Genomic DNA, 14,265 nt, shown 5'->3' with positions numbered 1-14,265 from the left:
TCTTGCTATATAAAAAAAATAGCTGCACTATTTGCAGCTATTTATAATGTAATTTAAATTTGAGTCTATAATTTACCTCCACTTATATAAGAATCCAAATATTGAATTGTGTCTTTTTGTAAATCTATTATCGATTTTACGACGTCTCCGATAGAGACAATTCCAATTATTGTTTCATTTTCTAAAACAGGTAAATGCCTGATTTTTTTTGTGTACATCAATTCCATACAATAATCCAGATTATCTGTTGGCTTTACAGTTATAACATTTTCAGCCATAATTTCATGAACTAATGTTTCTTTGGATGATTTATCTTTCAAAACAACTTTTCGAGCATAATCTCTTTCTGATAAAATACCTTTCAATATATCATCTTCTACTACCAAGATAGCTCCAATGTTTTTCTCGCTCATTGATACCAAAGCTTCGTATACAGTAATTGTTGGCAATACTGTATATACTTCTTTTCCTTTCTTGCTCAAAATTTGATTTACTGTCATAATAGAATAATTTTTTGTGGGTTATAAATTTAGAAAAAATATTCAATAAAGGCAGCTTTTTTTTAAAAAATTAATTAATCTAAAATCTATCTAAATACTAAAGCAGGAAAAAAATTATTTTAAAAAATTAATATTTCGTTTCAAACCCTCAAATTTCGTCCGTTTGAGTGGAGAATTTTTAAAAACAGCTTTAAAAGTTTCCTCAGTTAGTTCTGTCCAATCTTTTTTGGACATTGATAACACTTCTGGGTTGGGATTGAAAAGCGGTTCTTTATGTGCTTTCGAAAATCGATTCCAAGGGCAAACGTCTTGGCAAACATCACAACCAAAAACCCAATCATCGAATTTGCCTTTCATTTCTGGTGGGATATTCTCTTTGAGTTCTATGGTAAAATAGGAAATACATTTGCTACCGTCAACAACATATGGAGAAACAATAGCTTGCGTGGGACAAGCATCAATACAGGCGGTACACGAACCGCAATGATCAGTTGTGGCTTGGTCGTATTCTAAATCTAAGTCGATAATCAATTCCGCAATAAAATAAAAAGAACCAACTTTTTGGGTCAATAAATTACTGTTTTTACCTATCCAACCCAAACCGCTTTTCGCTGCCCAGGCTTTATCCAAAACTGGAGCAGAATCTACAAAAGCACGACCCGAAACTTCGCCAATATTCGATTGAATCGAAAACAATAATTCTTTCAGTTTTTCTTTAATGACTGAATGGTAATCTTCTCCATAAGCATACTTCGAAATTTTATAAGAGTCTTCATTTTGAAATTCAGAAGGATAATAATTCAATAAAAGTGAAACTACACTTTTAGCATCATCGACTAGCAAAGTAGGATTTAATCGTTTGTCAAAATTGTTTTCCATATAAGACATTTGGCCATTCATCAGGGTTTTTAACCAATGCTCCAATCTTGGTGCTTCTTCTTCTAGAAATCCAGCTTTGGATATTCCACAAGACAAAAACCCGAGGCGTTTGGCTTCGGATTTTATGAATTTTGAATATTTTTCTTTATTATTTATCAACTAAAAGATTAAAAAAGGCCTCCTTTAATATTCGTTCTTACTTTTCCAAGATGTATGTATGCTTTTTCGGTAACTTCTCTACCACGTGGTGTTCGCATAATGAAGCCTTCTTGTATTAAGAATGGCTCATAAACTTCTTCAATGGTTTCGCTACTTTCGGATACGGCTGTCGCCAAAGTTGACAAACCGACAGGACCTCCTTTAAATTTATCAATGATAGTATTTAGAATTTTATTGTCCATTTCGTCCAAACCATGGGCATCAACATTCAGTGCTTTTAGTGCATAACGAGCAATTTCAATGTCAATAGTTCCATTTCCTTTGATTTGTGCAAAATCACGCACCCGACGTAATAACGCATTTGCAATACGAGGTGTTCCTCTGCTCCTGCCTGCAATTTCAATAGCAGCTTCCATAGAAATTGGCATTTTTAATATCGTAGCACTTCGTTCGACAATTGTCGTCAAAAGTTCAGTAGTGTAATATTGCAATCGAGATGAAATTCCGAAACGGGCACGCATCGGAGCAGTCAATAAACCGGAACGCGTGGTGGCTCCAATTAATGTAAAAGGATTTAAATTGATTTGAACAGTTCTGGCATTGGGCCCAGATTCTATCATTATATCAATCTTAAAATCTTCCATTGCGGAATATAGATATTCTTCGACAATTGGACTCAGTCGATGAATTTCATCAATAAACAAAACGTCCCTTTCTTCAAGATTAGTCAATAAACCGGCTAAATCTCCTGGCTTGTCCAAAACAGGCCCAGAAGTTATTTTAATACCCACTTGTAGTTCATTGGCCAAAATGTTTGCCAGTGTGGTTTTTCCTAATCCCGGTGGCCCATGAAAAAGCGTATGATCGAGTGCTTCGTTTCGTTGATTGGCAGCTTGAACAAAAACTTTCAAGTTTTCCAATATTTGTTCTTGCCCTGCAAAATCATCAAAACTTAGTGGTCTCAATTTTTTTTCGAGATCGAGTTCCTCTGGATTATATGTGTTATTTGTTGGGTCTAAATTTTCATTCATTTTACAAATATAGCAAAGTTATGAGCAAATAAAAATGCCTTTCGAAAGGAAAGGCATTTAAAAAAATTTTGAATAGTCATTAGTGGTGAAGCACTTCTTCACCTTCTTTCATTGGAACATTTTGCGGTACAAAATCCTCATCGTGAGCAGGATTACTGTAATCATAAGGCCAACGGTGCACTTCAGGAATTTCACCTGGCCAGTTTCCGTGGATGTGTTCCACAGGAGTTGTCCATTCTAAAGTGTTTGATCTCCAAGGATTTTGAACCGTACGCTTTCCGTAAAAAATACTACTAAAGAAATTATATAAGAAAACCAATTGAAAAGCCCCACCAATTAAAGCAAAAACTGTAATTAAAACATTTACATTTTGCAAATCATCAAATAAAGGGAAATTCGTGTTGGTATAATATCTTCTAGGTAAACCGGCTAATCCAATAAAGTGCATTGGGAAAAATACTCCATAAGCACAAACTGCAGTTACCCAAAAGTGAACATATCCTAGGTTTTTATTCAACATTCTTCCAAACATTTTTGGAAACCAGTGATAAATACCTGCAAACATACCATAAAGGGCAGAAATACCCATTACCAAGTGAAAGTGTGCAACCACAAAATAAGTATCGTGAACATTTATATCCAAGGTACTGTCACCAAGAATAATTCCTGTCAAACCACCTGTGATAAATGTTGATACCAATCCAATAGAAAACAACATTGCAGGGTTCAATTGTAAATTTCCTTTCCAAAGTGTTGTGATATAGTTAAACGCTTTTACAGCCGAAGGAATCGCAATCAATAAAGTCGTAAAAGTAAATACAGAACCAAGGAATGGATTCATCCCAGATATAAACATATGGTGACCCCAAACAATGGTAGATAAAAATGCGATTGCCAATATAGACATAATCATTGCTCTGTATCCAAAAATAGGTTTGCGGGAATTAGTTGCTATAACTTCGGATGTAATACCTAAAGCTGGTAACAAAATGATATAAACTTCGGGATGTCCTAAGAACCAAAACAAGTGTTCAAACAAAACTGGCGAACCTCCTTGATAATGTAAAACCTCACCTGCAATATAAATATCAGACAAGAAGAAAGAAGTACCAAAACTTCTGTCAAAAATCAACAGTAAGGCTGCAGACAATAAAACAGGAAACGAAATCACACCTATAATAGCTGTAACAAAGAACGCCCAAATTGTCAACGGCATTCTAGTAAGTGACATTCCTTTCGTTCTTAGATTGATAACTGTTACTATATAATTTAGCGAACCCATCAAAGAAGCCGCAATAAATATAGCCATTGAAACTAACCAAAGTGTCATACCTGCTCCAGAACCTGGTATTGCCTGAGGCAAAGCACTCAAAGGAGGATAAATTGTCCAACCTGCAGATGCCGGCCCTGATTCTATGAAAAGAGAGCTAATCATAATCACACTAGAAAGGAAGAATAGCCAATAAGATATCATATTTAAGAAACCAGATGCCATATCTCTTGCACCAAGTTGAAGAGGTATTAACAGATTACTAAACGTACCACTCAAAGCGGCGGTTAGAACAAAGAACACCATTATAGTTCCGTGAATTGTTACCAATGCTAAATACCTATCATTCAACATGACACCATTCGGAGCATAACTATCTCCAAGAATAATGCTAAAAATTTTAAAAGATTGTTCTGGCCAAGCTAATTGTAACCTGAAAAGTAAAGAAATTACTACGCCAATGATTCCCATAAAAATACCTGTTAAAAGATATTGCTTAGCAATCATTTTATGATCAATACTAAAAATATATTTAGTGATAAAAGTGTCTTTATGGTGATGTTCGTGTTCGTGATCTTGTGCGTGATCTAGACCTTCTGCTGACATATATGTGTACTTTAAATTTTTATAAATAAATTATTTCATTGCCATTTTAGCAATAGCTGATGAATCTTTAGCTTTAGTTGAATCAACGCCAGTCCCGCCTTCTAAAGGTTTAGGCGCATTAGCCGTTTTCACTTCCTGAACCAATGTTGGCTTATCATTTAACCATTTTTTATAATCTTCTGGAGTATCAACTATTACTTTCATTTGCATGTTGTAATGAGAAGCACCACAAATTTTATTACAGAGTAAAAGGAAGTCAAAAGTATAAGGATCAAGAGCTGTTTCCCCATTTGCCACGAGTTCAATACTTTTCTTCGCTCTTATCGAATTGATATTAGCAACTTTTTCAACCATATAAGGCAATGCTCTATATTCTGCCGATGTATAAACGGGTTCAAATGCAAATTCAGTAACCATCCCAGGAACACAATTCATTTGTGCGCGAAAATAAGGGAAATAAGCTGAGTGCAAAACATCTTGTGAACGAAACTTGAAATGTATTTTTTTGCCTTTAGGAATGTGCAACTCAGAAACCACAATATCATCTTGAGCATTCGGATCTGATAAATCTACTCCAAGTGTATTTACACCTTCAATTAATCTTACATTGGCTTTGCCAAGAACATTGTCAGCCCCAGAATACCTAGCCGTCCATTTGAACTGTTGAGCATATACTTCGATTACTATAGTATCTTCATTTTTATCAACAAACATAATGTTTGTCCAAGCATAAAGACCGAAAAGAATTAAAATTGCCAAAACAACAGCAGGAATTCCACTCCAGATAACTTCTAGTTTTGTACTATCCGAAAAAAATAATGCCTTTTGATCTTTTTTGCCTCTATATTTAAAAGCAAAAAAATGTAACAAAACTTGAGTAATAGCCTGAACTGTAAAAATTAAAATCCAGGTAACATTCATTAAATTATCAACTTCTGCTCCATGCTTTGAAGCTGGAGTATGTAACACAAGAGGCCCCCATTTAAACAAACCAAAAATTGAAAAAATATAAATGAATGCTAAAAAGCCAAACATTAAATAACCTTGGGTATTATTATCACCATCATTAGCAATTTGTGAATTGTCAACATCCCCTACTTGCGTCAAATCGAACATCTTAGTCAACTGCCATATTGCAATAGCCAACAGACCTAAAACTATAATCACGAACAAACTTGTCATCTATTTTTTTTTTAAATATTAATAATGAAAATGTTTACTTTCTTCAATAAATGGATTTCTTTTTGGTAATAACGGCGCTTTCGTCAAGGCTGTAAAAACAACATAAATAAATAATCCAAGGAAGAAAAATACGGATCCAATTTCTGAAACGCCAATAAACCAATGATCTCCTACCGTTCCAGGCATAATCATATTGAAGAAATCAATATAGTGCCCAAATAATATTACTGACCCAGCCATTACAAGTACCCAAGTTATTCTTTTGAAATCTGTATTAATTAAAATTAATATTGGAAAAACAAAATTCATAACCACAGCACCAAAAAATGGAAGATTGTAAACCTGTATTCTTGTAACAAAATAAGTTACTTCCTCAGGAATATTTGCATACCAAATCAACATAAATTGAGAAAACCATAAGTAAGTCCAGAACACACTAAAACCAAACATAAATTTAGCTAAGTCGTGAATATGGCTTGTGTTTACATGTTCTAAATATCCTTTTGATTTCAAATATAATGTGGTTAAACATATAGTTGTAATCGCACTTACAAAGAAACTTGCAAAAACATACCATCCAAATAAAGTACTAAACCAGTGTGGATCAATTGACATAATCCAGTCCCAAGACATAATTGATTCAGTAACAATAAAAAACACTAAGAATCCTGCAGACATTTTGAAGTTCTTTTTATAAAAACTGTCGTCTTTTGCTTCATCTTGTGCCAAACAATTTTTTCTTGAAAAATATCTGTAAAGATTCCATCCAATCAAAAATACTGCCGCTCTAACAATCCAAAAAGGGAAGTTTAAAAAACTTGTTTTATTGGCAATAATTTTATCCTCAGCAACAACATTAGGGTCTAGCCAAATAAATAAATTGTTGAAATGCAGACCACAAAAAATTAATATTACAAAAAAAATCACTGACCCTACAGGTAAATAAGCAGTAATACCCTGCATCACTCTAAACAAAACTGGAGACCAACCTGCCTGAGCCACTTGTTGAATAGCATAAAAAGCCAACACACCAAGAGAAATCAACATAAAGAAAATACAGGCAACATATAATGCTGACCACGGTTTGTTTTGCAATTGGTTCAAAACATGTTCTAAATGTTCCTTGTGTTCAGCATCGGCGCTGACTTTATTTTCTCCGCTTACTACATGAGCATCAGACGAAGTATTAAAAACCTCATGACTTCCATGGGCATCTGAAGCAAGAATTGTCTCAACTTCTTGAATATTTTTGGGTGCAGATATAAAACCATAACCAATTCCTAAAAGACCAACAGCCATTAAGATGAGAGAAAATGTTTTTAATTTACTTGAAAATGTATACATATCTATTACGATGAGTTTGTTCTACAATTATTATTTGCCTTTAAGTTCCATCACGTGAGCAGCAACTAACCAACGCTCTTTTTTACTCAACTGATTAGCGTGTGAGCCCATTAAGTTAAGACCATACGTTTCAACATGGAAAATACTTCCTTCGTTTATTACTCTGTCTTTATAATTAGGAACACCAAGGAATTTCCCTTGAGTGACCAATTTTCCTTGTCCATCACCAGCGACACCGTGACAAATGGCACAATAAATTTCAAAAAGTTCTTTACCTTTATCCTTGTCCTTTTGAGAAAGCACACCAAGAGGTGACTTCAAATTTGCAGCTTTTACAGCATTTAAAGCTTCAGGAGTATTAGGATAATCATAAACTTCAAAACCACGGTTTATTGAACCTTCAACCGGAAGTTGCCCTTCTTTACCGCCCTTAAAAACATCAGCTTGAGAATAAGTATTATAACTTACTGGCTCATACATATTAGGCATGTATTGATAATTTGGTTTCGAATCATCTTTACAAGATGAAACCAAAATAGTAATACCTACCAAAAGTGTTATTTTATATATGCTTTTCATATCCACTATTAATGCTTTTCTATTACTTTAACTTCTACTGCTCCTGTATTTTCGAAAAAAGAAACTAATTCCTTTTCGTTATTATTTACTGAAACTTCCATTAAGAAATGGTCGTCAGTTGTACGTACATCTGGATTTTCGGCTTCTTTAAATGGCCATAATCTACTTCTCATATAGAAAGTAATAACCATTAAGTGTGCTGCAAAAAAAACGGTTTCTTCAAACATAATTGGCACGAAAGAAGGCATATTCTCAATATAACTAAAACTTGGTTTACCACCAATGTCTTGTGGCCAATCCTGAATCATTATATAATTCATCATCCAAGTTCCAAAAGACAAGCCACACAATCCATAGATAAATGAACAAATTGCTAATCTAGTAGGTGCAAGTCCCATTGCTTTATCCAATCCGTGAACCGGAAATGGAGTAAAAACTTCTTCGATATGATGATGAGCTGCACGTGTTTTTTTAACTGCATCCATTAATATATCATCGTCATTATAAATAGCGTGTATTACTTTATTACTCATGGTGTGAATCTTTATTTGCTGCTCTTGCTTTTATAAAATTATCTCCTGTTGCCTTCAATATTGTTTTCACCTCTGCCTGAGCTATCACCGGGAATGTTCTGGCATACAACAAAAATAAAACAAAGAAGAAACCTATTGTTCCAATAAAAATTCCAATATCAACAAATGTTGGCGAGAACATTGTCCAAGAGGAAGGTAGGTAATCTCTGTGTAACGAAGTTACGATAATTACAAATCTTTCGAACCACATTCCAATGTTTACAACAATTGAGATTATGAAAGAGAACATAATACTTGTTCTTAATTTTTTGAACCACATAAATTGTGGAGAAAATACGTTACAAGTCATCATTGACCAATATGCCCACCAGTAAGGACCGGTAGCTCTATTCAAGAATGCATATTGTTCATATTCTACTCCTGAATACCAAGCAACAAACAGTTCCGTTATATAAGCAACACCTACGATAGAACCTGTAATCATGATTACAATATTCATTAATTCGATATGTTGAATAGTGATGTAAGCTTCAAGATGTGATACTTTTCTCATAATAATAAGCAAGGTGTTTACCATTGCAAATCCTGAGAAAACCGCTCCAGCAACAAAGTATGGAGGGAAAATAGTGGTATGCCATCCCGGTATAACCGAAGTAGCAAAATCCATAGATACAATAGTGTGTACAGAAAGTACAAGTGGCGTTGCTAAACCAGCAAGAACTAAGGAAACTTCCTCAAAACGTTGCCAGTCTTTTGCTCTTCCGCTCCAACCAAAACTCAAAATAGAATAAACTCTTTTATTGAAAGGTGTAACTGCTCTATCTCTAAGCATTGCAAAATCAGGTAACAAACCTGTCCACCAGAAAACCAATGATACAGAAAGATAAGTAGAGATTGCAAATACGTCCCAAAGTAAAGGTGAGTTAAAGTTTACCCAAAGAGAACCAAATTGATTCGGAATTGGTAAAACCCAATAGGCTAACCAAGGACGACCCATGTGTATAATTGGAAATAAACCCGCTTGAATTACCGAGAAAATTGTCATTGCTTCCGCAGAACGGTTAATAGCCATTCTCCATCTTTGACGAAATAATAAAAGAACCGCTGAAATTAAGGTTCCTGCGTGACCAATACCAACCCACCAAACGAAGTTAGTAATATCCCAAGCCCAACCTACTGTTTTGTTTAATCCCCAAGTTCCAATACCAGTAGAAACGGTGTAAATTATACAGCCTAATCCCCAAAGGAAAGCTGTTAATGCGATTGAAAATACAATCCACCATTGCTTGTTGGCTTTCCCTTCAACAGGTGCAGCAACATCTACTGTTACATCGTGATAAGATTTATCACCTATGATTAAAGGTTTTCTAATGGGTGCGTCGTATATATGAGACATAATCCTTTAAATTGATTTTTAATTTTTCTTAAGTATTTCTAACTTTTACGTGGTAAAACACGTTTGGTTTTGTTCCAACATGCTCTAATAAATGATACATTCTTTCGTCTTCTACCAACTTAGCAACTTGACTTTTTTTATCATTAACATCTCCAAAAATCATTGCACCTGTATTACAAGCGCTAGAACAAGCCGTTTGGAATTCTCCATCAACAATTACTCTTCCTTCATTTTTTGCTGCTAAAATTGTTGCTTGCGTTTTTTGAATACACATTGAACATTTTTCCATAACACCACGAGAACGCACATTAACATCTGGATTCAATACCATACGACCTAAATCATCATTCATATGGAAATCGAATTCTTTATTTTCACTATATAAGAACCAGTTAAAACGACGTACTTTATAAGGGCAGTTGTTTGCACAGTAACGAGTACCAACACATCTGTTATAAGCCATATGGTTTTGACCTTGACGGCTGTGAGATGTTGCTGCAACAGGACAAACTGTTTCACAAGGTGCGTGATTACAGTGTTGGCACATTACAGGTTGAAAAGAAACTTGTGGATTATCTGATGCGTGTTCCATTTCATTAAAAGTAGAAAGGGAACTAGACAAGCCTGCGATATTTTCTTTTCTTTCGTTATCACCTGCAAAAGTTTCTTCAGAAGAATAATATCTGTCAATACGCAACCAGTGCATATCACGACTTCTTCTAATTTCATTTTTACCTACAACAGGAACGTTGTTTTCGGCATGACATGCTATAACACAAGCACCACAACCTGTACAAGCATTCAAATCGATTGAAAGATTAAAATGATGTCCAACTGAACGATCAAATGAATCCCATAAATCTACCGTTGTTGCTTTTACTTCTTTGTGATCCAATGAAACCATTGGTTGTTCGTTCCAAAATTCTGCATCTTTGGTATTGAATATTTCTAAAGTAGTTTCTTTAATAATATCACCTCTTCCCATCAACGTTTTTTGACCTTGAACACAAGCAAACTCATGATCTCCATCCACTTTTGTCAATGTAACTGATTGTACATTGTTGAAACCTTTATATAATGAGTAAGCATTTAAACCTACTTGCATTTCTTCTTTTAAAGCTGCTTTTTTACCATATCCTAAAGCTAAACCAACAGTACCAACTGCTTGTCCTGGCTGAACAATTACCGGAACGTTTTCTAAAACAACTCCATCTGCGGTTTTGATTGTAGCATAACTTCCGTTCAGACCACCGTTAGCAACGATTTCGTTTGACAAAAGTAAAAGTTTGGCATCAGCATTCGAAACAGTAACATAATTATCCCAAGAAACTCTTGTAATTGGATCCGGAAACTCTTGCAACCAAGGATTGTTTGCTTGTTGCCCGTCTCCTAAACCAGTTTTTGTGTATAAAACTAATTCAAGACCTGGAGTCGTTTTAGACTTCGCCAATGCATTTGCCGCAGCAGCATAATCAGCTGAACCTGCAGAAACTGAAGGTACTGTTCCAACGAAAATTCCATCGTGCAATACTTGACTCCAAGTTGAACCTGAAATAATTGATACTGAACTTGCTTTTAAATAATCGTAATAAGTACCCGGAATTCCATTCAAAGACAATAAAGTTTCTTGAAATTGTTTGGTATTGAATACAGGACGAATAGTTGGCTGAGTCAAACCATAGGTTCCTTTTGTAATGCTTACATCTCCCCAAGATTCTAAATAATGAGGCACTGCAGCTGCAATAGTTGTTATTGAAGCGGTTTCGTCTTCTCTCAAAGAGAATGAAGCCGAGAGACTTACTTTTTTCAAACCTTCAACAAAATCTTTTGAATTTGGTAAAGTATAAACTGGATTAACTCCACTCATTATCAAAGTATGAACGCTTCCTGCTTTCATAGCTGCAACTAATTGAGCTACTTTTTCGTTAGATCCTTTTCTTATTTGTCTTGTTCCATTAGTTGAAAAAGATTCACTTGCCAATGCTTGATTGATGGCTAAAACCAACAATTGAGCATTTTTATCCTGAATTCCAGAAACTAAAACCCCTTTGCTTCCAGCTGCTTTTAACTGTTGAGCAGCTTTAGTAACTTCAGCTTTGAATTTTGCATCTAAAGTTACCGGAACAGAAGCTCCAACAACTGAATTATATATAAGTACTAATGCTTGCTTTTGATTTGCGGTTGACATTGCAATACGCTTATCAGCTGCAGCACCGGATAAAGTCATATTCGCTTCTAATTGAAAATGACGAGATATTTTTTGACTTCCTTTTGGCCCTTGAGGAATTCTTCCTTTTGCATAACCTGAGTCATAGCTACCACCTTGCCAATCTCCAAGGAAATCTGCACCAACAGAAACAATTATTGAAGCTTTTGAAAAGTCGTAATCAACCAAAGCTCTTTCGCCGTAAACAGTTTCGAATGCATCTAATGTTTCTGATTCAGAAACGGCATCGTAAACCACATGGGAAGCGTTAGGGTTTTTTCCAAGGAATTCAGCAATCAACTTTTCAGTCGATGGACTTGCCAAAGTTCCCGTCAAAAGAACAACTTGTCCTCCTTTTGCTTTAGCTTCAGCCAAACCTGTTTTTATTTTTGAATCAACATCAATCCAAGTCGCAGGTTTCCCGGCAATTTTTGGTTCTTTCAAACGCATACTATCATATAATGATAATATGGATGCATGGATTCTGGCGTTAGCTGCAAATTTTGCGCCTGCCATTTTATTATTGTCTATTTTGATAGGACGCCCTTCACGTGTTTTTACTAAAAGGTTAGCAAAATCGAAACCATCAAAAACCGAAGTTGCATAATAATCTGCAATTCCAGGAATAATTTGTTCTGGCTGTACAACGTAAGGTATCGACAAATGTACGGGACCTTCGCAAGCTGCAAGAGTCGCTGCCGCTGTAGTAAATCCAACGTACTTTAAAAAATCACGACGTGTTGTTGATGATGATGACAAAGCACCTTCGTTTGCTAAAAATTCATCGGTAGGAATTTCTTCAACAAATTCGTTATTTTTAAGCGCCTCAACAATAGAACTATTTCCGTCTAGTTCTTCAACACTTTTCCAGTATTTTTTGTTTGATGACATATTCTATATAAATATTAGCTTCTTAATTATTATTTTTTAATAGTGGCATTTACCACATTCCAATCCGCCCATTTGTGCTGCAGTTAATTTGTCTACACCATATTTTTTGGAAAGTTGTTCATGAATTTTGGTGTAATAATCATTTCCTTCCATTTTAACTTCTGTTTTTCTATGACAATTAATACACCAACTCATGGTCAGTGGAGCAAATTGTTTTTGAACTTCGTAAGTTTGAACCGGACCGTGACAAGTCTGACAAGCAACTCCGGCAACATTTACGTGTTGTGAGTGATTAAAATAAACAAAACTTTGCAAGTTATGTATACGAACCCATTTCACAGGCTGTGTAATTCCTGTATATTTTTGATTGACTTTATCCCAACCAACAGCTTTATACAATTTGTTTATTTCATTATCGTAAAAAGCTTTAGAATATTCAGATGTAGCAGTTGTATCAGAAACTTCAGCAATGTTTTTATGACAGTTCATACAAACATTCAAGGATGGAATTCCAGCATTTTTACTTACACGAGCAGCAGAGTGACAATAATTACAGTTAATACCATTACTTCCGGCGTGAATTCTATGTGAATAATGAATTGGTTGAACTGGCGAATAATTTTGATCAACACCAATTTGCATTAAATATCCATAAACAAAAAATGCACTGGCCAATAATAAGAATATTGAAGAAACTAATACTAAAAATTGATTTTTAGCAAAAGCTTTCCATATTGGTATTGTTGGTTCTTTAGGAGCAACATTAATCCCATTTGCTGCAGCAACTTTTCTAAGTACATTGTTTACTAAAACCAACATCACAATAAGTATTGCCATTACTAAGGACAATGCCCCCAGAATTACATCATTTGAAATTCCTCCCGAGCCTGCTTCAGTTCCAGGAACTTTTGCTCCAACAACTGGTGCTGCAGCTGCTGGTTTTGGTTCTGATGCATATGCAATAACATTATCAATGTCAGCTTCCGATAATGCTGGAAAAGGAGTCATTGGAATTTGATTGTTATCTGCAAAAAGTTTTACAGCCGCAGCATCACCAGATTTAATTAAATCGCCACTGTTGTGAACCCATTTGTAAAACCAAGCTTTCTCGTGTTTAGAACCAACACCTCTAAGAGCCGGTCCGGTTGCTTTTGCATCCAGTTTGTGACAAGCTGCACAATTTGTATTAAAAATTTCTTTCCCTTTTACCGGATCGCCACCTTGCGTAATTGCAGGAGTAGCTGTTGTCGCTGCTGGAGCCGCTACTGCTACAGGAGCCGCTGGTGTTGCACCTTGCGAATAAGAAGTTAAAGATAAGGTTAGCATCAAAGCTAAGCCTAAATATAATTTCTTTGTAATCGAACTATGGTTACCCATCTTTTTCATATAGTATAGTAATTATCTACAATATTGATATGACTTTTCTCAAATATAAAATATGATAAAAATCACTCTTTCTTTAAAATATTCGACAAAAATACACTTTAAGAACTATTCTCAAAACCTTAAAATAGTCTTAAATATAATTTATATTGATTCTAAATAATATCAATGCCTTTGTTTAACATATTAAATATTAACCCGTTGGGTGTAATTAAACTATTTGTGTTTTAATATTGTTTATTGGTCTTTCAAAAATAAATCTATTGATGAATTGAACCAAAGTTAAAGCTGTTATTTTAGCTAAAA

General features: G+C 34.9%; 11 protein-coding genes and 1 pseudogene. All 12 read right to left on the bottom strand.

All coding sequences use genetic code 11. The annotated features are described in order from the left end of the window. Positions 1-65: 65 nt before the first annotated feature. Positions 66-500, bottom strand: coding sequence for a CBS domain-containing protein (locus tag IR213_RS12235; RefSeq protein ID WP_194312593.1), 435 nt, complete (start codon positions 498-500; stop codon positions 66-68). A 114-nt stretch (positions 501-614) separates the two neighbouring features. Then, on the bottom strand, positions 615-1,538 hold the full coding sequence (queG, locus tag IR213_RS12230) for a tRNA epoxyqueuosine(34) reductase QueG (RefSeq protein ID WP_194312592.1): 924 nt from the start codon (positions 1,536-1,538) through the stop codon (positions 615-617). A gap of 8 nt (positions 1,539-1,546) precedes the next feature. Next, on the bottom strand, positions 1,547-2,569 hold the full coding sequence (ruvB, locus tag IR213_RS12225; protein WP_194312591.1) for a Holliday junction branch migration DNA helicase RuvB: 1,023 nt from the start codon (positions 2,567-2,569) through the stop codon (positions 1,547-1,549). 79 nt (positions 2,570-2,648) lie between these two features. Continuing rightward, positions 2,649-4,445 carry a cytochrome c oxidase subunit I gene (locus tag IR213_RS12220; protein ID WP_194312590.1) on the bottom strand — a complete coding sequence of 599 codons (1,797 nt, stop codon included), beginning with the start codon at positions 4,443-4,445 and terminating at the stop codon, positions 2,649-2,651. 30 nt (positions 4,446-4,475) lie between these two features. Beyond that, entirely contained in the window at positions 4,476-5,627 is a 1,152-nt protein-coding gene (locus tag IR213_RS12215) for a cytochrome c oxidase subunit II (protein WP_194312589.1), read from the bottom strand. 18 nt (positions 5,628-5,645) lie between these two features. Continuing rightward, the gene (locus tag IR213_RS12210; protein ID WP_194312588.1) at positions 5,646-6,971 is read right to left on the bottom strand and encodes a quinol:cytochrome C oxidoreductase; all 1,326 of its coding nucleotides are present in this window, start codon (positions 6,969-6,971) and stop codon (positions 5,646-5,648) included. A gap of 30 nt (positions 6,972-7,001) precedes the next feature. Next, positions 7,002-7,550, bottom strand: a complete 549-nt coding sequence (locus tag IR213_RS12205; protein ID WP_194312587.1) for a c-type cytochrome — start codon at positions 7,548-7,550, stop codon at positions 7,002-7,004. Positions 7,551-7,558: 8 nt separating this feature from the next. Next, positions 7,559-8,083, bottom strand: coding sequence for a DUF3341 domain-containing protein (locus tag IR213_RS12200; protein ID WP_194312586.1), 525 nt, complete (start codon positions 8,081-8,083; stop codon positions 7,559-7,561). Beyond that, positions 8,076-9,479, bottom strand: a complete 1,404-nt coding sequence (nrfD, locus tag IR213_RS12195; protein WP_194312585.1) for an NrfD/PsrC family molybdoenzyme membrane anchor subunit — start codon at positions 9,477-9,479, stop codon at positions 8,076-8,078. The genes IR213_RS12200 and nrfD overlap by 8 nt, the downstream gene beginning before the upstream one ends. 28 nt (positions 9,480-9,507) lie before the next feature. Further along, the gene (locus IR213_RS12190; RefSeq protein WP_194312584.1) at positions 9,508-12,576 is read right to left on the bottom strand and encodes a TAT-variant-translocated molybdopterin oxidoreductase; all 3,069 of its coding nucleotides are present in this window, start codon (positions 12,574-12,576) and stop codon (positions 9,508-9,510) included. A gap of 36 nt (positions 12,577-12,612) precedes the next feature. After that, the gene (locus IR213_RS12185; protein WP_194312583.1) at positions 12,613-13,962 is read right to left on the bottom strand and encodes a cytochrome c3 family protein; all 1,350 of its coding nucleotides are present in this window, start codon (positions 13,960-13,962) and stop codon (positions 12,613-12,615) included. Positions 13,963-14,170: 208 nt separating this feature from the next. Beyond that, positions 14,171-14,265, bottom strand: a pseudogene (locus tag IR213_RS12180) (IS982 family transposase); the annotation flags it as partial.

Origin of the sequence: Flavobacterium soyangense (genome assembly GCF_015277675.1) — a bacterium.
Taxonomy (GTDB): domain Bacteria; phylum Bacteroidota; class Bacteroidia; order Flavobacteriales; family Flavobacteriaceae; genus Flavobacterium; species Flavobacterium soyangense.
Note: the sequence above shows the minus strand (reverse complement) of the source record. Positions and strands in the feature narration are given on the sequence as shown.